At 53.1% G+C, this 20779-nt stretch carries 17 protein-coding genes; 6 read left to right on the forward strand and 11 right to left on the reverse strand.

Translation table 11 applies throughout. The features are described 5' to 3' along the window. Nucleotides 1-117: 117 nt before the first annotated feature. From EZ315_RS05380 to EZ315_RS05420, 9 genes are all read right to left on the reverse strand, one after another. The gene (locus EZ315_RS05380; RefSeq protein WP_160659099.1) at nt 118-1725 is read right to left on the reverse strand and encodes a PKD-like family lipoprotein; all 1608 of its coding nucleotides are present in this window, start codon (nt 1723-1725) and stop codon (nt 118-120) included. A gap of 26 nt (nt 1726-1751) precedes the next feature. Next, nucleotides 1752-2594 (reverse strand): DUF4843 domain-containing protein, encoded by an 843-nt coding sequence (locus EZ315_RS05385; protein ID WP_135471170.1) that lies wholly within the window; start codon nt 2592-2594, stop codon nt 1752-1754. A 12-nt stretch (nt 2595-2606) separates the two neighbouring features. After that, the gene (locus EZ315_RS05390; protein ID WP_135471171.1) at nt 2607-4094 is read right to left on the reverse strand and encodes a RagB/SusD family nutrient uptake outer membrane protein; all 1488 of its coding nucleotides are present in this window, start codon (nt 4092-4094) and stop codon (nt 2607-2609) included. A 20-nt stretch (nt 4095-4114) separates the two neighbouring features. Further along, complete coding sequence (locus tag EZ315_RS05395; protein WP_135471172.1) at nt 4115-7165, reverse strand: SusC/RagA family TonB-linked outer membrane protein; 3051 nt, start codon at nt 7163-7165, stop codon at nt 4115-4117. A 280-nt stretch (nt 7166-7445) separates the two neighbouring features. Beyond that, nucleotides 7446-9359 (reverse strand): RecQ family ATP-dependent DNA helicase, encoded by a 1914-nt coding sequence (locus EZ315_RS05400; RefSeq protein ID WP_135471173.1) that lies wholly within the window; start codon nt 9357-9359, stop codon nt 7446-7448. 80 nt (nt 9360-9439) lie between these two features. Then, on the reverse strand, nt 9440-9829 hold the full coding sequence (locus EZ315_RS05405; protein WP_135471174.1) for a GxxExxY protein: 390 nt from the start codon (nt 9827-9829) through the stop codon (nt 9440-9442). Nucleotides 9830-9916: 87 nt separating this feature from the next. Further along, nucleotides 9917-11638, reverse strand: a complete 1722-nt coding sequence (gene recJ / locus EZ315_RS05410; RefSeq protein WP_135471175.1) for a single-stranded-DNA-specific exonuclease RecJ — start codon at nt 11636-11638, stop codon at nt 9917-9919. A gap of 208 nt (nt 11639-11846) precedes the next feature. Further along, on the reverse strand, nt 11847-12770 hold the full coding sequence (locus EZ315_RS05415) for a mechanosensitive ion channel family protein (protein WP_135471176.1): 924 nt from the start codon (nt 12768-12770) through the stop codon (nt 11847-11849). A gap of 47 nt (nt 12771-12817) precedes the next feature. Next, nucleotides 12818-14014 (reverse strand): clostripain-related cysteine peptidase, encoded by a 1197-nt coding sequence (locus EZ315_RS05420; protein WP_135471177.1) that lies wholly within the window; start codon nt 14012-14014, stop codon nt 12818-12820. Nucleotides 14015-14134: 120 nt separating this feature from the next. Here EZ315_RS05420 and EZ315_RS05425 point away from each other — a divergent pair, with 120 nt between their 5' ends. Both EZ315_RS05425 and EZ315_RS05430 read left to right on the forward strand, forming a co-directional pair. Continuing rightward, on the forward strand, nt 14135-15139 hold the full coding sequence (locus EZ315_RS05425; RefSeq protein WP_135471178.1) for a glycosyltransferase family protein: 1005 nt from the start codon (nt 14135-14137) through the stop codon (nt 15137-15139). A gap of 15 nt (nt 15140-15154) precedes the next feature. Further along, nucleotides 15155-16402: a protoporphyrinogen/coproporphyrinogen oxidase gene (locus EZ315_RS05430; protein WP_135471179.1), complete on the forward strand. Its 1248-nt coding sequence runs from the start codon at nt 15155-15157 to the stop codon at nt 16400-16402. A 110-nt stretch (nt 16403-16512) separates the two neighbouring features. Here the strand turns inward: EZ315_RS05430 and EZ315_RS05435 are convergent, their stop codons facing one another. After that, the gene (locus tag EZ315_RS05435; protein ID WP_135471180.1) at nt 16513-17424 is read right to left on the reverse strand and encodes an FKBP-type peptidyl-prolyl cis-trans isomerase; all 912 of its coding nucleotides are present in this window, start codon (nt 17422-17424) and stop codon (nt 16513-16515) included. A gap of 38 nt (nt 17425-17462) precedes the next feature. Continuing rightward, a complete protein-coding gene (locus EZ315_RS05440; protein WP_135471181.1) occupies nt 17463-18083 on the reverse strand; it encodes an FKBP-type peptidyl-prolyl cis-trans isomerase in 621 nt (206 codons plus the stop codon). 404 nt (nt 18084-18487) lie between these two features. On the opposite strand from EZ315_RS05440, the gene EZ315_RS05445 reads away from it, so the two are divergent. The 4 genes from EZ315_RS05445 to EZ315_RS05460 all read left to right on the forward strand — a co-directional run bounded on the left by EZ315_RS05445 (nt 18488) and on the right by EZ315_RS05460 (nt 20760). Next, nucleotides 18488-18766: a hypothetical protein gene (locus EZ315_RS05445; RefSeq protein WP_135471182.1), complete on the forward strand. Its 279-nt coding sequence runs from the start codon at nt 18488-18490 to the stop codon at nt 18764-18766. Between the two features lie 89 nt (nt 18767-18855). Next, the gene (gene recF / locus EZ315_RS05450; protein WP_135471183.1) at nt 18856-19956 is read left to right on the forward strand and encodes a DNA replication/repair protein RecF; all 1101 of its coding nucleotides are present in this window, start codon (nt 18856-18858) and stop codon (nt 19954-19956) included. After that, the gene (locus EZ315_RS05455) at nt 19953-20243 is read left to right on the forward strand and encodes a DUF721 domain-containing protein (protein ID WP_135471184.1); all 291 of its coding nucleotides are present in this window, start codon (nt 19953-19955) and stop codon (nt 20241-20243) included. The genes recF and EZ315_RS05455 overlap by 4 nt, the downstream gene beginning before the upstream one ends. Before the next feature lie 73 nt (nt 20244-20316). Continuing rightward, the gene (locus EZ315_RS05460; RefSeq protein ID WP_135471185.1) at nt 20317-20760 is read left to right on the forward strand and encodes an acyl-CoA thioesterase; all 444 of its coding nucleotides are present in this window, start codon (nt 20317-20319) and stop codon (nt 20758-20760) included. Nucleotides 20761-20779: the final 19 nt, after the last annotated feature.

The following is a 20779-nucleotide window of genomic DNA, read 5'->3' on the forward strand; positions in this document are numbered from 1 at the left end:
TTTTATAAGAAGAATAAGTCAGCCGGAAGAGCTGTGGAATGACGGTGACACTCAGTCCAAAAAAAGGTGTTCCGTTTCCTATAGCTCTTCCGGCTGATGTATGTTGTCAAGGGATGGTTATCCTCTGCGCTCGCGGTAGGTCACATCCACGATCTCTTCGCCAAATCCTTTGTATTCCTTGTAGAGAGTCATTTTGCCGTTGATGTCTATGTTGTAGAAGCGCACTATGCCGCCGTCCTCTGCTCCGGTCGAGGAGCACACGATAAGCTTGTACTGCATGTTCTGGAACTCTTCACTGTCCCATTTGTTGAGGGATGTGAGGTCCATGTTGCCGTACAGATTGAATTTGATCATGGATATAGTCTCGCTTCCGTCGATAGTAAGCACATCCTTTGTCACATTGTCGGTTAGACCGTAGGCATACACCTTGTTCCCTTTGCAGTAGAACATGTAGGGGAACTGTGAGTGGAATGCATAGTCTGTTGCAGTGTCGAAGTTCTCCCCGCTGATATTGTCGTATGCCGACTCCTTCTTGATGCTGTTGTAGCCAGAGAGGTTTATGCCGTATACGTGGCGGTGACCGGTATTGTCCTGGAGCACTGTGTAGACAAGTCCGTTGGAGAAGCGTGTGCTCTCCATGTCGACAAAGTCCATGCCGGTATTGAACGAGAACAGTCCCTGGGGCTGGTTCTCGTCATTGTCGTTGAGAGCGAACAGGAGTTTTTTGTTGGGGGCATAGTAGCTCCAACCCATGAAACGCTTGTTGGTGATGTCATAGAAGAGGGCGGATGTCGAGTTGCCCGTGCGCACCATGCTTGTCCCTATAGTCTGTGCCACCTTGTAGGCGGGGTCTCCTCCCACGGTGGTAGCGTTCATCGGGTATTCGTACGACGCTCCGGCTCCTGACGAGGTGATGGCATAGGCGTCACCTTCGCTTGTCACGCATGTCGTGGCGGTGGGCCCATAGCTGGCATAGTAATGGATCTGTGCTATTTGGGTCGCATTGCCCTTCACTGTGGGGAGGATGAAGTCCTGGAGCTTAAGGTTGTAGGCGGGGTTCATCTGCATGTCGTCCCACACACGGTAGCTTCCCGATTTGGTCAGGATGTTTACATATTCCTTTCCTGCATAGAGGCTCGGGTGGTACATTGCCTGTGTTCCTTCGGTCAGCCCGGTCACGTTTGGTCCGGTGATATCCTTGGCTATCAGTTCGCGACCCTTTGAGTCAGTGAATATCATGTCGAGGCGCATGGTCTTTTCAGCACCGTTGTTTGACATCACCATCCATCCTTCGTACACCGAGCTGATAAGGCGCAGAGAGCCTTTGGCATGTGATTCCACGCCGGTTCTCTTGTTTCTTGCCGTGTACCACAGGGAATAGGTGCCTGCCGGAGCCTGTACGAAGAAGTCCACCCCCTGAGTCCTGTCGGGATTGATGTCGTACCATTTCTCGGTTATGCCGTCGATTGTGCGGGTATAGAATATACGGCATTCATATTCGTAATTCGGATCGTCGGCGGGGATCTCCTTTCCGGTGACTGAAGATACCACAGTGGGCGAGAACTTGACGTTCTCGGCATTTGCCATCGCTTCGATTGCCGTGGGGAGGGTGATTGTCACTTCCTCGATCTCGGAATAATCGTAATTGCCCTTGTCCTCATAGCATCCTGTCAGTGTTACGGATGCGGCAAGGAGTCCGAGCGCACTGAATATTTTAGATTTCATAGTCATTCAATTTCTTTTTGGGTTGGTTACTCATAAGCGGAATAGTCAACTGCATAGGAGCCGGGCAGCTGCATCAGTGATCCGTCATCCTCGCGGGCGGGGTCCCCTCCGTCAGCGCGTTTCTGCAGATGGTTCTTGAATGCGTTGGCGGCAAAGTCCATACGTCCGTATTGAACTTTGGATGTGCCAGAGCCGCCGGAGTTCCAGTCGGAATAGGTCCAGCCCATCACCTTCTCCAGTTCAAGCATCTTTGTCGGGGTGAACTTTCCGAAGAAGTCATTGCCGAACCAGTCCCAATAATGCGGTTCGGAATATTCCTCTGAGAACCGTATGGCATAGGTCAGTGCCGACAGGGTGTCGCCGGGGATGTTCCATGCCCCTGAGTTGGTGTAGGAATCGAATATGATGTCGAAATTCTCGTTGGCTTCGAGCTTCAGTTTCAGCACCAGTGATTTCTGGCGCAGTGCTGGTGTGCGCAGAAGAGTGATGATGCATGAGTCGGTGGACTGGTAGGGGTGTATGATGTAATCGTTTCGTGAGAGTGAGTAGTCAACCCCCTCGACTGCTGTGGTGGCTTTTTCGTCGACCTTGATAGAGTATTTGCGGGGGTAGTCGGTCACATCTCCGATGGTGCGGATGGTGAAGCGCAGCACATAGTCGGTGATCGCTGCGGGAGCCGAAGCGAAAGATATATTCGTGGAATCCCTGTAGGACGATACAAGCCCGCTCGTCATATTGGTGCCTGCTACTTCCTGTATGAAGATGCCTGCCTTGGGACCGCTGTAAGGCTCCACCTCCTCGTGTGAGCATGACACTGTGGAGAGGAGCAGTGAGCCGGCGGCAAAATATAATAGATTTCTTAGTTTCATAAGTGATGGAGATTAGTAGTTTTCGCCTGATGGTATAGGTACATTATAGCGTTGTGAGATAGTTGGATTGTCCTTGTTGGCTGCCTCGTGGGCGTTGAAGTCGGAATTGGAGGTAGCGAACGACTGGTTGAAGTGCTTGTGGAGGAAGAATATCTGACCTTCGCCACGCATTTCACGCAGATATTCCATCTTAAGCTCTTTCAGGAAGTCGGCAGGTGAGTCGGTCTCGATGAGGTCAATGCCGCGTGCTGCCTTTACCTGATTGAGATAACCGCACGCCCCTCTGAGGTCGTCGAGTCCGTTCAGAGCCTCTGCCGCGATATAGTAAGCCTCGCTCTTGCGCATCAGCCCATAGTAGGTGGCCCAGAAGTCGGGGTTGGTCTCGCTTGTGGGGAAGCTTTTGTATTTGATGAAATCAAGGTCGCCTCCGCTGATGGATGTGGTGCCGGTCCATTGCGACTGGCGGCGGTAGTCGGCAGAGTTGGGAAAGAGGATATCGGTGTATCCGTCGCGAGGCTTAAGTACCACTGCCGCATCGAGAGTGCCGTTGAAATTGTTGGTGAATATCTCAGCCATCTTGTTGTCATAGAATCCGAACAGGCACTCTGTCGAGAAGATGCGGTCGGGATTGCTGTTGTTGGCGAGCAGCTTCACTGGGTCGACCCATGGGAAGCATGACTGTGCATAGGTGTCATCGGTGATCTTGCGGGCTTCGGCAAGGGCGTTGGTGTAGTCATTCACCCAGAGGTATGCGCGGGCTTTGACGAGTGTTGCCGCATAGTAGTTCATGCGGAGCTGGCGGTAGCGGAACCAGTTGCCGTCCTCGCCGCCGTCAGAGTTGAGCACCCCTTCGGTAAGTATGGGGTCCACATTCTTAAGGAGTTCCTGGGCTGCTGTCAGGTCAGGAATGATCTTGTTGTAGATGATGTCATCGACTTTCAGGCGGTTGCGCTTGATGATCTCCGGAGCGTCGGCATAGGGGACTGAAAGCCCGTCGGGGTTTACTATATATACCGGACCGAAGATGCGCACGAGGTCAAGATGGATAAATGCCCTGGAGGCGAGCATCTCTCCACGTATCATCTGTGCATCCTCCGGAAGCAGCACTCCGGGTTTTTCATCCAGGGCTTTCAGCACTACGTTGATATTCAGGATAGTGTTATATGCCGTTGACCATATGGAGCTGATAGTCGATGATGCATATGTGCTGGTGTAGGCTGCCGTGCAGAGCTCGTATTTCGCTGTGCTGGAATTTGATATCTTATAGCACAGACCCATTATGTCGATCGGTCCGTACGAAAGGTTATAGCCGTAGAGGTCGCTCCCGGTCATGGTGTTGTATATGCCGTTGACCGTGGTGTGGAAACCGGTGCGGTTGTTGAACTGTTCGTCGTAGGTCTGCTTGTCTTTCGGGGTATAGTCGAGCCAGTCGGAGCAACCGGTTGAGGCGATGCCGAAAGCGAGGAGAGCAGCGGCGGTGATTGATTTATATAGTTTCATGATTTGATTGCCTTAGTGATTTAGAATGAGAAAGACAGTGCAAGTGTGTAGCTGCGGGCAAACGGATAAGCGGTGCCGCGTTCCTGCTTGATTGTCGACCACCAGAACAGGTCGTTGCAGTAGAACGACAGGCGGAGCGATTCAAGTTTCATGCGTGTGGCGAATTCGTAGAAGTCGTAGCTGACATTGAGCGACTGGAACGACAGCACATTGTTGAGCTGAACGAAGCGCGACGACATGGGGGTCGGTACCTTGTCGGCGATGTTCTTGAACTGGGCGTGGTCGCCGGGTTTCTGCCAGCGGTCATAGAACGCGCGTTTGTCCTGATTGTAGATCATCTGGGAGGATGTGATGTTCTCGACCTTGTTGAAGAGAGCCTCGTTGAACGCCTTGCCGCCTATCTTGTAGCTGAAGTTGAGGCTGAGGGTGAGTCCGCGGTAGTTGAAGTTGGTGCCGAATGAGCCTTCCACCTTGGCGCGGGTGTTGCCTACTATAGTCTCGTCGTCGGGGTCATAGTCGTAGGTGTATGAGCCGTCCTTCTTGATGAACATTTCCTTGCCGTTTGCAGGGTCGATGCCGGCTGACTGCACAGCCCATATCGCATCGGGGTCGGCTCCGTCGAAGTAGCGTTTGGTGGTTGTGTTCTTGCCCACCTGGTTCAGGTCGTCCAGCACTCCGTTGAGCTTGTCGAGCTTGATGTTCTCATGACGCAGTGTCCCGCGTACGCTCCATGTCAGGCGGTCTTTGAGGTTGCGGAGTATGTAGTACTGGGCTGATGCGAGTATGCCGCGTGATTTCTGGATACCGAGGTTGGTGTTCCATAGACCGGTGATGCCTGTCGAGAGAGGCACGGACACACCGATGAGAAGCGGGTCGGTGTTCTTGTCGTAGTAGTCGAATTCGAAGTTGACCCTCTCGGTCCTGAAGTCTACACCGATGTTGCGGTCGATTGTGGTCTGCCACTTGAGGTCGCGGTTGCCGAACTGGTCAAGTATGGTGGAATTCCCGAAGTAATTGAAGCTGTTGTAGAGGAACTTGTAGGTGATGAGCGAACGCGCCGAATCGAATCCCTGGTTGCCTGGGTTACCGATGGAGGCACGGAGCTTGAGCATGGATACGTATGGGAAGGCATCGCGGAAGAACTTCTCGTTCATGATGTTCCATCCGAGGCCTACTGACCATGTGTTCGTGAACTTCTTGGTGGACCCGAACACCGATGATCCGCTCAGGGCATAGTTGGCATCGACCAGATAACGGTTGTCGTAGGCATAGTTGAGTGTAGCGAGCAGGTTGGTGGACCGCTGGGTGTCCTCGTAGTAGGTGGGGACTCCTCCCTCGGGATATCCGTTGGAGAATGACGGATAGGTGTAGTTGCCCTCCGGGAATCCTACCACATTGTAACCCTGGGTGAGCGATTTGTTCTGTGATGCTTTGAAGTCGCCTGCGAAGTTGATGCGGTGCTTTCCGAACACATCTGCATAGATGGCTGTGAACGACGCATCGTAGCGGGTGGATTTCTGGTTGGTCGAGGTGAATGACCCTTTGCGTGTGCGGTCGTAGCTGTCAAAGCGGGTATCCTCGGGCGATACGAAGTTCTCTCCGTCGTTTGTGGTATGGGTCAGACCGAATTTACCGCGTAAACGCAGCTGGTGTATAGGGTTGTACTCAACAATGAAGTAGTTGGTGAGCATAAGGTCCGACTTCTTTTTGCGGCTGTTGAGCGACGCATTGTAGAGAGGGTTGGCGGCGCGGGCGAAGTCGCTGTTTTCAAGCCAGCGGCTGATGTCGCCGTTCTCGTCATATTTCTTATAGTAGGGATTGGCACTCGCATACTGGTTGTACTCCACCACAGGGTCCTGTGAGGATGTGTGGGTTGCCGAGAACTTGTTGGAGAACTGTAGCTTGTTAAGGCGGTATATGAGGTCGAGTTTGCCTCCGTAGCTGTTGCGCTTTGAGTCCTTCATCACACCGGTGGTTCCCGAATAGTTGGCACCGATTCCGAACATGAATCCGTTGGAGCCGCCGTCGACATATACGTCATGTTTCTGAGTCCATCCTGTGCGCAGTGGCACGCTGAGCCAGTATGTGTCGACACCGCTCTGTACGTTGGCGAGATATTCGTTGTACTTCTGGCTGAGAGTCACATAGTCGTTGGGACCTGCTCCCCATCCGGCAGTGTAGCGTCCGGCGAGGCGTTCGAATTCGAGCTTTTCGCTGGCGTTCATGAGGTTGTACGATGTGAGGTCGGGGGTGGATACCGCAGCCGAGCCCGAATAGTTGAATCTGAGCTGTCCCGCCTTAGGCTTTACGGTCTCTACGACTACAACGCCGTTAGCTGCCTTTGAGCCGTATATGGCTGTCGAGGCTGCGTCCTTAAGGATGGTCATGGATTCAATGCGGTTGACGTCCATATTGTAGACTGCCTCAAGAGTGGATTCGAATCCGTCGACGATGAAAAGCGGCTGGTTGGGGTCGTTGACAGCGTCGTCACGCTCTCCGATCACTGACGACTTTCCTCGTATGTTTATGTCGGGCATGTGGTTGGGGTCCGATCCTGCGAGCTCGTTGGTCAGCACATTGAATGCCGGGTCAAGAGCGGCGAGAGATGCTATAGGGTTCTGCACGCCCACCATCTTCAGCTCCTCGGCAGTGAATGTCGATGCCGATCCGGTGAACGAGTTCTTGTCCTTGTTCACAATACCGGTGACCACCACCTCGGTAATGGTCTCGGTGTCGTCGTCAAGTATCACTCTCATGGGCGACCCTACAGTGGCTTTAAGGTCTACAGGTTTCTTGCCGATATAGCTGAACGATATTATGTCGCCTGTGTTTCCGTGGATGGAGAATGCACCGTTGATATCGGTCACTGTCGCCACATTCTTTTTAGGTATCTTTACGGTCACTCCCGGCAGCGGTTCGCCTTCGGAGTCAAAAACGAATCCTGTTACGGACGATTTGCTCGTCGCGTATCCTGCTGTCCCTTCTCCGGTCTGCTGAGCATACGCAGCCATTGACGTTGAGGACAGTAACAGGACTATCAACAGGAATAGATGAAGTCCTTTCGCTTTCATAAACAAAGAATTAGGGATTGATAAGTGATTGGTTAATAGATGTGTACTATATTTGCAAAAAATCCCTGACAATGTAGGCCGATAGCTTATCGTGTGCCATTAAACAATGTTAGTGACTTTTTGCAAATGTAAACAAAAATTTACCCCCCCCAACTTTTTAACGCGTATTAAGCATAATTAACCAAATTGGCGCATATGAAAGTATAGCAGAGACGTGTTGGTCCCTGCCGTCAGCGGTCTATGTTCGGTTTTACAATATCAGTTTGGATGTCTTTGAGCCCTATGGCAGTGCCTTGACAATGGTGCCGTCGAGGCTCAGGCGTGAGCAGTCGATGAGCGAACGCACGGCGGCAGTGATCTCGTCGGCTGTGTAGCGAGGAGTGAGATTGGCTATGATATCGGTGATATCAATCCCTGCCGGGCGTGATGCCTGATATATGATGCTCTCATTTATCGACGGAGCCGAAGCCTCTTCACGCAGGAGGCGGGCTGTGTGGCGGGCTGAGCGACACACGTCGCACTTGCCGCACGGTTCATTAGGGCTTTCGCCGAAATATTTCAGCAGGGTGTTGGCTCGGCAGGCTGTGGAGCCGAACACGAATTCCTTCATGGCTCCGACCCTTGCCTCCATGCGTTCGCGCTGACGTTCGTACACCTCGATAGGGATTATGATGTGACGCGGCTCCTCACGCGATGTCGTGTATATGAGATAGGGGGTAGTGGTGCGCGGTATGTAGTGGATGGCATGGAGCCTCGACAGGGTAAGTAGGGACTGGTACACCTGTTCGGACGATAGGCGCAGGCGTTCGGCTATCATCAGTTCGCTGATGTATACATAGTCGGCAAAAAGTCCGGTATAGGCACGCAGGACCGTCTGCAACACATCCTCTGTGGCTGGGTCGAGGCTGATGTCGTAGAGCTCCTCACGGCGCATCACCACCATAAGGCGCGACCGCGATGTGGTCTCCTCGATGTATTCCACATATCCTGCGCGTGTGAGTATATGGAGCGCGCTCTGTGTGGGCACCGGCGGCAGATCGAAGGTGGAGCAGAATTGGGAGAAGTTGAACTCATATACCATCCCGAAGCCTTCTCCTACAGCCACATTCAGGAAATTGCCTGCGAGCTCGTACACTCTGGCTATGAAATCTTTGGGAGGGAAACTCTCGTTGACACGCCTGGTGAGCAGGGCTTTGTCGCGCTTGCCTGCTATTACCACAGCGAGCGACTCTCTGCCGTCGCGCCCTCCGCGTCCGGCTTCCTGATAGTATTCTTCAAGTGATGACGGCAGGTCGTAATGCACCACAAGCCTCACATCAGGCTTGTCGATACCCATCCCGAAAGCATTGGTCGCTACCATCACACGTGTCTCATCCTGCTTCCAGCGGTCCTGCCGTTCCTCCTTTTCTTCAGGGGCGAGACCTGCGTGGTAGGCCTCCGATGGTATTCCGGCATCGTTGAGCAGTGCGGCGAGCTCACGTGTGCGCCTGCGTGACCGCACATACACTATGGAGCATCCCGATGTGGAGGTAAGTATGCGCAGCAGCATGGGCTCCTTTATGTCGGCATAGCGCACTATGTAGCTGAGGTTCTCGCGTGTGAAGCTCTTGGCGAACACCCGGGGCTCCCGGAATCCGAGATGCCTCATGATATCGCCTGTCACCTCCGGTGTGGCGGAGGCAGTGAGCGCAAGCACCGGCACCTCCTCCCCCACAATGCGGCGCAGGGCGGCTATGCGCAGGTAGGATGGGCGGAAGTCATAGCCCCACTGCGATATGCAGTGCGCCTCATCGACCACCAGTAGCGATACGGTGAGGGAGCGCAGCTCGGCGAGGAACCGTTCGTTCTGTAGACGTTCGGGCGACACATAGGCTATCTTTGCCTTACCCAGCCGGCAGCGGGTCATGCCGAGGTCCTTCTCCCGCGGGGTCAGCCCCGAATGGAACAGCACAGCACGTATGCCGCGGTCGGCAAGATTGTCGACCTGGTCCTTCATAAGCGATATCAGGGGAGTGACCACGATGGTCACTCCGGGCAGGATCATCGCCGGCACCTGGAATGTGAGGCTTTTCCCGCCACCTGTGGGGAGCAGCCCCAGGGTGTCGCGTCCCTCAAGCACAGAGTCGATTATCTCCTCCTGCATAGGGCGGAACGCGTCGTATCCCCAGTATCGCTTAAGTATCGAGTGCTTCATGAGTCAGATTCTCATAGAAAGTTGAGGGCATAACGGAGATGCAAAAGTTTCAGAAGCACAAAAGAAACAAAGACTTATATTTATTTCGTGCCGTTCGATTGTTTGCTATTCAGAAATTTGCGTTTGAATCCCATGGGAAAAGAACCGAAGTTTATGATAAGACCGTCGGGTATCCCAGTCCCTCTCAGGTAGTTCACCAATTGGAACCCGTGAGCTTTACATATTTCGTTCGCGACTTTTATTTCGAGTATGACTTTCCCTTCGACTATTATGTCTGCACGGTAATTACCTGCTGGGCGTCCCTTATAAAATATTGTGACCGGCTTTTCTTTTTCGCATTTTAAGCCGTTATCTTCTAATTCATAAATGAGGGCATTCTGATACACAGCTTCAAGAAAACCCTCTCCGAGAGTTTTCTTTACAGTGATTGCACAATCGACAATCAGCCCGATCAGTCTGTCGACATCCATTTGAATTTTAGTTGATTATATCAAAAAATACTCCTGTTTCTTTTGTGCTTCTGAAACTTTTGTATCTCTGATTATATCCTGTAGGATCTAACTTATCGATATGGCTTTCACGAGGAATTGAACCGACTGCGAGCCTTTTCTCTTATTTTCCTCGATGGTGTAGCAGATGTCAAACGGTTTGCCTGAGTGGATATGGTCGAAATACTCCGCCGAGTTGAACGCGATGCCGTTGAACACCTTGCCCGACGTATCGTCGACCACTTCGAGCTTGATATGTTCGCCGAGTTTGCCTACGAGTTTGCTCGTGCCGAAGTCGGTGACGCGGCGCGTGCAGAATATCGGTTTTGTGTTGCCCGGTCCGAAAGGATTGAACTTGCGTAGGAGCGTAAGAAACTCAGGCGTTATCTCGCTGAATGTCAGATATGCGTCTATGTCGAGCAGTGGTGTGAGCTGGTCGGTGCGAATGTTGGCGTTGACATACTCCTCGAATCGGCGTGTGAACTCGGGTATGTTCTCCTCCTTTAGCGAAAGCCCCACAGCATAGGTGTGGCCGCCGAAGTTTTCGAGCAGGTCGCGTGTCGACTCCACCGCACTGTATACGTCAAACCCCTGCACGGAGCGGCTTGAGCCGGTGGCAAGTCCGTTGGCGTGGGTCAGCACCACAGTGGGCTTATAGTACAGTTCTGTGAGCCTTGATGCCACTATCCCTATGATGCCCTTGTGCCAGTTCTTGTTGTATATGACTATTGACTTTTTTCGGGAGTGGCTCACATCGCGTTCCTCAAGTATGGTGTTTGCCTCCTCGGTGATCTGCTTGTCCAGCTCCTTGCGGTCCTGGTTGTAGCCGTCGATCTCCTTGGCGCGGGCAAAGGCGTCGGCTGAGTCGCGGCTAACGAGCAGGTCGACAGCCTCTTTACCGCTCTGCATGCGCCCTGAGGCATTGATGCGCGGCCCTATCTTGAATATCACATCGCTTATGGTGATCTCCTTGCCTGAGAGCCCGCATGTGCGTATTATGGCGCGCAACCCCATGTTAGGGTTGCTGTTGAGGCGTTTGAGCCCGAAATATGTGAGTATGCGGTTCTCTCCCACCATCGGCACAATGTCCGCGGCTATCGACACTGCCACCAGGTCAAGCATCCCTTCGAGGTCACCCATGGGGAGTGAATTCGATATGGCAAACGCCTGCATGAGCTTGTAGCCCACCCCGCAGCCCGACAGGTGGGGGCAGGGGTAGGTGGAATCCTCAAGCTTAGGGTTGAGGATGGCGGCTGCCGGAGGGAGCACCTCGTCGGCGACGTGGTGGTCGCAGATTATGAAGTCGATCCCTAAGGTGCGCGCATATGCCACTTCATCGGTGGCTTTGATGCCGCAGTCAAGGATGATGAAGAGTGTCACCCCATTCTCGGCAGCCATGTCGATGGTGGCTCGCGATATGCCATACCCGTCCTCGGTGCGAGTGGGTATGTAGTATTCTATGTTGGAGTAATAGTTGCGGAGATACTTGTACACGAGGGCGACAGCAGTGGTGCCGTCCACGTCGTAGTCTCCGTAGACCATGATTTTCTCCTTTCCCCCCATGGCACGGTTGAGCCTGTTGACTGCCCGGTCCATTCCGGACATCATGAACGGGTCGTGCAGATCCTTGAGCGAGGGGTGGAAGAATCGTTCCGCCTCCTGCACAGTGGATATGCCCCGTTCTGCCAGCAGCTCGCTAATAGGCGGGGTGCCCGAATAGCGTTGCGCCAGTCGGGACTCTGCTTCTTGCTCGGTGGATGTGAGGGGACAGTAATTCCATTTACTTGTCATTTATGTCGTTTTTTTCTTTTGCAAAGAAATGGGGGAGAGGGGGCTCAAATCGCCATATGCGACTAATCCCCTCAGTCAGAGTCCTGAAAGAAGGGTTGAGGGGAGAGGGTATGTCACAAGGGTGGGTCAGACGTATGGAGCCTATCCACCCTCTTCTGCAAAGTTAAGCAGAATTCCTCAGATTTTATTTATAAATAATGTTAATGATTCACCCCTTCCAGGTGGTGTCGGGATGGACGTGAACATCCATCTGTGGGAAGGGGAATGAGACCCCTGCACGTGTTGGGAGCTGGTTGTAGAACTGCTCGTTGAAGTGGAAGAACACGTCCCAGAAGTCACCGCTTCTTACCCATGCGCGTATGGTGAGGGTGACGGCTGAATCGTCGAGCGAGGCAAGATACACCACCGGTGCGGGGAACCCTTCGTTGGCTGCCGGATTGGTGACCACCCGGCTGTCGGAGGTGAGCATCGAGAGTATCACCTCTCGCGCCCGCTCCACATTGTCGCCATACGAGATGCCGATCTTCCACTCGATGCGCCGGTAGTTCTGGGTGGTGGAGTTGTTGATGGCTCCGGTCGACAGTCCGCCGTTGGGGATGATGATGGTCTTGTTGTCGGGGGTGGTGATTACGGTGTTGAAGATCTCTATCTTCTTTACTGTTCCTGCAAATCCTTGAGCCTCGATGTAGTCACCTACGCGATAGGGCTTGAGGGCGAGGATAAGGACGCCGCCTGCAAAGTTCTGTAGTGTGCCGCTGAGCGCCATGCCTACCGCGACTCCGGCTGAGGCGAATAGCGCGAGGAACGAACTGGTCTCTATGCCAAGGATTCCTATCACGCTTACTATCAGTATGAAATAGAGCACGATCCTCACGAAGCTCAGCACGAATGTCACGAGCGAGGCATCCACCTGACGCTTGGACAGGATGTGTTCGGTGATGGTGTATAGACGGGTGATTATGAAGCGTCCGACATAGAACACCAGTATTGCCGCCGCCAGGGATATGGCGAAGCGTGACAGGTCGGTGGCTAAGGAACTTATCACCTGGTCGAGCGACAGGTCCTTGAGTTGTGCAAGCTCCTGTGCGGGCACAGAGGCAGCGATGCTATCGATGGGTAGTGTATCTGTCATATATTATAGTAAATGGTTGTGTAGGCTGGGGTGCAAGTGTGTTCAGTTCACTTTACGGAGTAAGCCGGAGCGGCCGACACCACGTCGGTCCACCAGGCAAGTGTGTCGTATTCGCGGAATGTTATGTCGTCGGCATTGCATATCACATACGAGCCCAGCCCGCAGTAGCGGGTGATGGAGAAGGCTGGGAAGTCTATGGAGGTCTTTGTCGTTGCCTTGTAGACCACTGTCTTGTCGAGTGTTTCCCTCCACTTCGTGAGCAGGTCGGGGGTGCCTGCCGTGGTGCACAGCAGCTCCATGTACTGGTCCATGTCGTGGGCTATCGTGGCGTCGTAGCGCAACATAGAATAGGTGTATTTCCCTAACTTCTGTAGTGTGTTTATTTCGTTGGCTGAGGGATATCGGCTGAGTGTGCTGAATATCTCGCGGGAGGCTGCGGCAAGGTCGTCGAGATGGCGGGTGTCGATGACACACATCTGGTTCATTGATCCGTGGTAGGAATCGAAGGTGTTTTTGGCGGCCTGCACCAGATCGGGCAGCTCCTTGAAGAACATCGGGACATTCATGTCGTAAGGCATTCCGTCTATGCCGAGCTGGGTGGGGGAGGCTACTATGTAGTCTGTGAGGTGGCGTATCTCGTAGATGGGTTCGATATTGCCCATCAGGCAGCAGTCGAAGTAGATGAACTGGAACCGCTCACCCTCAAGTGCCTGAGCCATCGCCGGTACGGATATCCATGTTGAGTCGTCCGGACCGAACGACCGTGATTTTATGTCGCCCGGCGATATGATCCATCCGTTGCCGTGACCCCACAGCACGAGTGCGTAGTCATCGGCGGGAGCCAGTCTCTTCATGTCGGCGATGACTTCGCGGAACCTCTCGGGCGACACCGAGCATATGCCGCCGGCATCGGTGTAGGCCTTGAGCTCTTTGGGCCCATGCTCGGTTATGTCGAGAAGCTGCGGAGGATAGGCTGAATTATTGTTCGGGCGGTTATGGTACACAAGGAGCCGTCCATTGTTCAGCTTTCCGCCTTCGACCCCTTTAAGCATCTCTTGGATGTCGCGCTCGTCGCTGTGGTAGCTCGACCCGAGATTGTTGTTGGCTATCATGTACACAAGCACGGTGCGGCTCACGCTCACGGACGGTTCCGGAGGCGCGTCAGGACCGTCGTCGCTGCTGCAAGAAGTGGCTCCTGCCAACATCAGGAGCAATGGCAGTATGTAATAGAGAAATTTATGCATATCTGACAGACAAAATTATAAAATTTCTTCGACATGAGCAACTTTCATGAGCCCTCTCTGCCGTCATGTCGGCAACCTTGACATTCTCGTCACTCCCGGTGCTCACCGTTGCATATCCCGATGGGATTCACTAACTTTGCAGGCATGATGAAACTTTCAGGAATAACTTCACGGCGCGGGATCAAGCATCGTCCGTCGTGGAATCTTGTGTTTGAGTGGGAGGATATTCTGTCCCGGTCTCTCTCCGTGCCGCTGCGTTGTCCGGGAAGGGTGGGATGGACCTTGCGATCTATTGTCAGGAGACTCGGCTTGCCGTTTTACCACAGCGGAGACCCCACCCTTGAGTTTGTCATGGTGGCGAAGCCTGACAATCAGGGGCGGTACGGACGTAACTCTGTCCCCTGGATCATAGATTATTTCCTCTCTGATAGCGATACCTGCCGGTTTCTGGAGTCCACAGCCCATTGCCCGCTTGTGTTTGTTTCAAGCTACGAGGCTTATGAGAGGCTTCTTGCCTGTGGGGCTGACCCTGACCGTTTCCGCCATGTCCCCCTCTCTCTCCCCGACTGCTACAGGCTTGACGGCTCGGCCCCGATGGTCAAGGATATCGACATCGCGCTCGTGGGGCGTGTCTCGGATGTGCTTGACGGATATGCCAGACGTTACGCCGCGGAGCACCCGGGGGTGGTTATGGCGGTCCGCGGACCTCGCCGTAAAGGGCATCTGTGGGCTTATGACATCAAAGGCAATCCTATGGCTGATATCGAGAGCCATGATGATTATATGGCTCTCCTGCGCAGGTCAAGGATATTCCTGTACTCTACTCCGGGAATGGACGACAGCAAGCCCACCAACGGTTTCTCGCAGGTGACACCTCGTTTCCTTGAGGCTATAGCCTCGGGATGCCGGCCTGTCATGAGATATTTTGACAATCCGGATACCCGCTTCTACGGTCTTGACGGTTTCTCTCCGTCGGTGGAGAGTTATGAGGAGTTTGCAATGATAGCCGACAAGGCTCTTTCCGGACCGGTTGACCTCAAGGCGTATGAAAGTTATCTCGCTTCGCATTACACATCGAGCGTGGCCCGTGATGTGGCTTCATGCCTCAGTGGCGTGCAACGGTAGTCTCAAAGAATGATTATGAATAGAATAGCGATAATAGGAGCCGGAGTCAGCGGACTCACCATGGGTAGGCTGCTTGCCACTCATGCCTCTGTGACGGTGTTTGAGTCCGATTCACGCCCGGGCGGGCTCATAAAGTGCGCACGTGTGGATGGAAACCTGTTTCACACCTGTGGCGGGCATGTGTTCAATACGCGCCGTGAAGATGTGCTTGACTTCTTCTGGGGGATATTCGACCGTGACCGTGATTTCGTCAAGGCTGACCGTAACTCAGTGGTAAAGATGCCTGATGGGGCTGAGATACCCTATCCTATAGAGAATCATGCATATATGCTTGACGATGACACTTTGCGTGCCGTCATAGCGGATGTAGCCGGGATGAGGGCTGCCGGGTCGGAGCCTGCCAACTTCGAGGAGTTTCTTCGCAAGCAGTTCGGTGACACTCTCTATCGTCTTTACTTCGGACCTTACAACCGAAAGGTGTGGAGGCGCGACCTTTCGGATGTCCCTTTGTCATGGCTGGAAGGCAAGCTGCCTATGCCTGCTCCTGAGGAGATTCTGTACAATAACATACGTCGTGTCAAGGAGAAGGCTTTTGTGCACAGTTCTTTCTATTACGAGCGTCAGGGTGGCTCCCAGTTCATTGCCGACACTCTTGCCGAGGGGCTTGACCTGCGCTGCTCCTCCCCTGTGTCAAGGCTTGACCGGCAGGCTGACGGGGGATGGCTTGTGGATGGCGAGAGATTTGATGCCGTGGTGTTCTGCGGAAATGTCAAGGATCTTCCGGGAATGCTTTCCGGCGTTGATATCGAGGGGTTCACACAGTATATCGACCGATTGGAGTCGCACGGCACCACTGCGGTGTTCTGTGACATAGATCCGAATCCGTACAGCTGGATATATCTTCCCGACTCCAGCTATGATGCCCATCGCGTCATATGCACAGGCAATTTCTCTCGGACCAATAATGCTCCCGGGCGCATGACTGCGACAATCGAATTCACCGACAGTATATCTCGCGACGAGATTGTGCGTCAGCTCCCGTACATCCCGTTCTCGCCCCGCTATATCACCCATTGTTACAATCCGTATACCTATCCCATACAGCATGCCGACACCCGCTCTATGATCTCTGCGCTGAGTGACCGTCTGGCTGCTTCCGGCTTGTATCTCACCGGTCGTTTCGCGCTTTGGGAATATTTCAATATGGATGTGGCTATGGCATCGGCACTCAGTCTCGCCCCAACGGTGGTTCGGGGACTGTAGATGTCCGGAAAGCATATTTTCGGACGTACTCTCGCTGAGGAGTGAAAAAGAACAAGCCGCCGGAACCATGTTGGTCTCGGCGGCTTATATTTTATGTACGGTCGGATATTTTACTTGCCGGGGGTCACATCGATAGCCTCAACCTCGAAGATGAGGGTGGCGTTGGGGCCGATGCCTGCCTGCTGCTGTCCGTCCACACCATAAGCGAGTTCGCCGGGGATGTAGAGGATATACTTGGCACCCTTGTTCATCATAGCGATACCTTCGCCGAATCCGGGCACTGTGCCGCGGGGGCTGAGGTTTGCGCCTTCGTCATTGCTGTCGAACACTGTGCCGTCGATGAGCTGGCCCTTGTATTTCACGACTGCTGAACCGTTCTTTCCTACAGGTTCGCCTGTGCCTTCATTCACGACCTTGTAAGCCAGTCCGCTCTCGGTGGTCTTGATGGAGGGGTCCTTCTTGATTGCGTCCTGGATATAGGCAGCACCCTTTTCCTTGTTTTCCTTAGCTTCGGGAGAGTTCTCCTTGGCAGCCTTGGCGGCTTCTTCCTGTGCCTGGTAGTACTCCATGATCTTCTGCTGGGCCTGCTGTGCGAGCATCTGGAATGTTGCCTGTGCGTCGCGCATTTCGTCCATGCTTACTGAATCGGTTTTGAAAGCCTTGGCATAAGCCTCGTATACTTTTGCGCGGTCAACGGGGATGCCTGCCTGCTCGTAACGGTAGAGCTGACCTGCGAGTTGCAGACCGAATGAAAGGCCTGTGAGATAGCCCTGCTGGGTGGTGTCGGTCATGATCACCTGCTTGAAGCCGCGGAGGATGTCATCCTTCTTGAGGGCATCTTTCTGCTCCTGTGGGATAGTGGCGTAGTCGGCTGATATGCGCATGCCCTGGGTCATGCCGAGGTAGTTTGAGAGGGAGTCGGCGAATCCTTTGTCCGCGGAGGCTGAGGAGCCTGAATTGCCGCAGGAAGTTGCGCCGAGCAATGCTGCGGCAACACCGCAGGCAGCTAAGATTTTCTTCATCTTCGTTTTATTTTTTATTGTGTTAATGGTCTGATATCTTAAAGCACCTTCAGGAGCTCCACGTCAAATATGAGAGTGGCGTTGGGACCGATGACTCCGCCGGCTCCGTTGGGGCCATAGGCGAGCTGTGATGGGATGTGCAGACGCCATTTAGAGCCTGCCTTCATAAGCTGAAGAGCCTCTACCCATCCGGGGATAACCTGGGTCACGCCGAATGTCGCGGGCACGCCACGTTCTACCGAGCTGTCGAACACTGTGCCGTCGATGAGCTTGCCTGTGTAGTGCACCTCCACGCGGTCGGTTGACTTGGGTGTTGGGCCGTCACCTTCAGTGAGCACCTCATACTGTAGGCCTGAGGGTGTGGTCTTTACTTCGACACGCTTGCCGTTCTCTTCGAGATATTTCTTGCCTGCCTCGGCATTGATCTGAGCCATCTTGTCAGCTTCGGCTTTCTGTTTTGCCTCCATAGCTTCAAAGAATTTCTGTATCTCAGCTTTGGCTTCGTCGTAAGTCATCTTAGGCTCCGATCCGCAGAACACGGCGGCAACACCGTCGGCAAAGTCCTGCACATCAATTGTCTGGATGCCGCTTGCGCGGAAATTATTGCCCATGCTTAGTCCGAGGGCATAGCTGATGCGGTCGAGTTCTTTCTGTTCCATAAATAGAATTAGGTGTGTATAAATTTTGAGGAAAGGATAACAAACTGCAAAGTTAAGCGATTTTGTTATCCTTATGGTAATTTTTTAATTAAAAAAGTTAAAATAGTCATGCGGTTGACTTCGATAACGACTAACAACACAACAACCCGACCCTCCATAAAGTTCCTTAGGTGCGCCGGTTAATATGGAATGACCAATAACATATTATTAATCACAGGCGTATGCCCACTGACTGAAATCCGCAATGCTTATATAACCACAGGTAGCCGATTGCCTGTCGGCTAAAGCATGGCACAGCGTATCCTCACCGCCGGTGACTGAGTAATGTATTAGTAACTATGAGATTACGAACAATATGATTCCATTATCCGTTCTTGTCTTAATGGTAGTCCGACTCAGAAAATATGAAACAGATTGAGAATCCAAGTGCTTGGAAATTAAGCTTGCTGCTTATTCCGGTTGTGGTTGTCTGTATAGCAGCCATTATATTGAATACTTTCCCCGGGTGGGGAGTGGTGACCGGGATTGTGTCCGTTGTCGCCTACATGGGTGCTATGACCTATTTTTGCATAAAGCAGAAATGCTACGGACAATTGGCGCAGAGCTATATTCATACTGATGTGGGTAGTGATATACATCATCCAACAGAACATCACAGCCCCATAGATGAAATATGCGAGTGATTAAATAATGGTTAAAATAAGGTCGGAAATGGAGGGGTGGAGGATTTTTTGAGTAAATTTGCGGGTTGAATTTTGTTCACCCTTTATATATGCGCCTGAATGAGCTGACATTGAGCAATTTTAAGAATATCACCGAGACTCGACTTGAGTTGTCGGGAAAGGTCAACTGCTTTCTCGGCAACAACGGCATGGGGAAGAGCAACCTGCTCGATGCGGTCTACTTCCTGAGTTTCTGCAAAAGCTTCTCGGGGATAAACGACCGTCTGCTCATCAGCCGTGGAGAGGACTGGGCAATCATAAAGGGGCTTTATGAGCGCAAAGGGATGGATGAGGAGCTTGTGATGGGGCTGTCCTCTGCCAAACGTAAGTCCATTAAGCGTGGAGGCAAGGAATATCAGCGTCTGAGCATGCATATCGGGGCGTTTCCGCTGGTGATGGTCGCCCCTCAGGACATCGACCTTATACGTGGCGGCGGCGAGGAGCGTAGGCGTTGGATGGATATGGTCATATCTCAGAGCGATCCGCAGTATCTCGATGCCCTCATTCGCTACAACAAGGGGCTCGAACAGCGCAACCGTCTGCTCCGTGACGGATGTGTCGACCCTGCCCTCTATGGGGCTGTGGAGGTGATGATGGAGATGAGTGCCGACTATTTGTGCCGTGCACGCACAGAGTGGATATCCAATCTCACTGTCATATTCGACCGATATTATACAGCCATAGCGGGAGAGGGTGGCGAACATGTCACTCTCCGTTACGAGAGCCATCTGAACAGGCCCGGCATAACACTTGCTACGCTTATGGATGAGGCCCGACGTCATGACGAGATTGTGAAACACACGTCCGTGGGGCCTCACCGTGACGATATCGAGATGGTGCTTGACGACATGCCCATGCGCCGCACAGGCTCGCAGGGGCAGTGCAAGACCTTCACCATAGCCCTGAGGCTTGCTCAGTACGACTTTCTGCGCGAGTCGACCGGGATGCGCCCGATTCTTCTTCTTGACGACATCTTCGACAAGCTCGATGCCTCAAGAGTGGAGCGCATCATGGGGCTTGTTACCGGCGACGGATTCGGACAGATATTCATCACTGACACCAACCGCACTCATCTTGACGAAATAATGGGCCGCACCGGTGGGGACTACCGGCTGTGGCGGGTGGAAGGGGGCCGCTTCACCCTGCAATGAAACGTACATACCCCAGGCATATCGCTGCTATAATCGATGAGGCTATGGACCGGGCCGGGCTCACCGACTCTCTCAACGAGCAGCGTGCAGCCGCCGCATGGGCTGATGTGGTGGGCGCATCGATCAACCGTTACACCTCCCGGCGATATGTTGACCATGGTGTGCTGCACGTCTATCTCACCTCCGCTCCGCTTAAAAACGAGCTCGGCTTTGTCAAGAGCCGACTTATAGAGACCATCAACCGTTGGGTGGGTGTCGATGTTGTAAAGGAGATAGTTTTTCACTGATAAGAGTAATGATGCGCGCAAGCGCGTCACCATAAAATATAACCCGATAAGCCTTATAGGCACCAACTAAACTATGAGCGATTACTGTGAAGGCGGCATAAAGCATTTCCGCCACCATATGCCGCTTCAGATGCGGTTCAATGACATCGATATGTTGGGTCATCTCAACAACAGCGTCTATCTGACATTTATGGACCTTGCCAAGACACGTTATTTCCAGGCTGCTCTCGGCGACAAGCTCCGTTGGGGAGAGATAGGAGTGGTGATTGTCAACATCAACTGCGATTTCTGCAAGCCCACGTTCTTCGATGACGTTATCGAGGTGGAGACTGCCGTGGTGGCGATAGGGGAGAAGAGCCTCACTCTTGAGCAGAGGGTTTATTCCCCCACCGACGACAGTGTGCGCTGCCGTTGCCGCACCATTATGTCGGGCTTCAATCCCAGGACCATGAAGTCCGAACCGATCACTGCCGAATGGCGTGAGGCACTTGAAACCTACGAAGGCAAGAAATTCTAAGTCAGCGGGCGCAGCCGCT

The sequence above is a fragment of the Duncaniella freteri genome, assembly GCF_004766125.1.
In the GTDB taxonomy this organism is placed as follows: domain Bacteria; phylum Bacteroidota; class Bacteroidia; order Bacteroidales; family Muribaculaceae; genus Duncaniella; species Duncaniella freteri.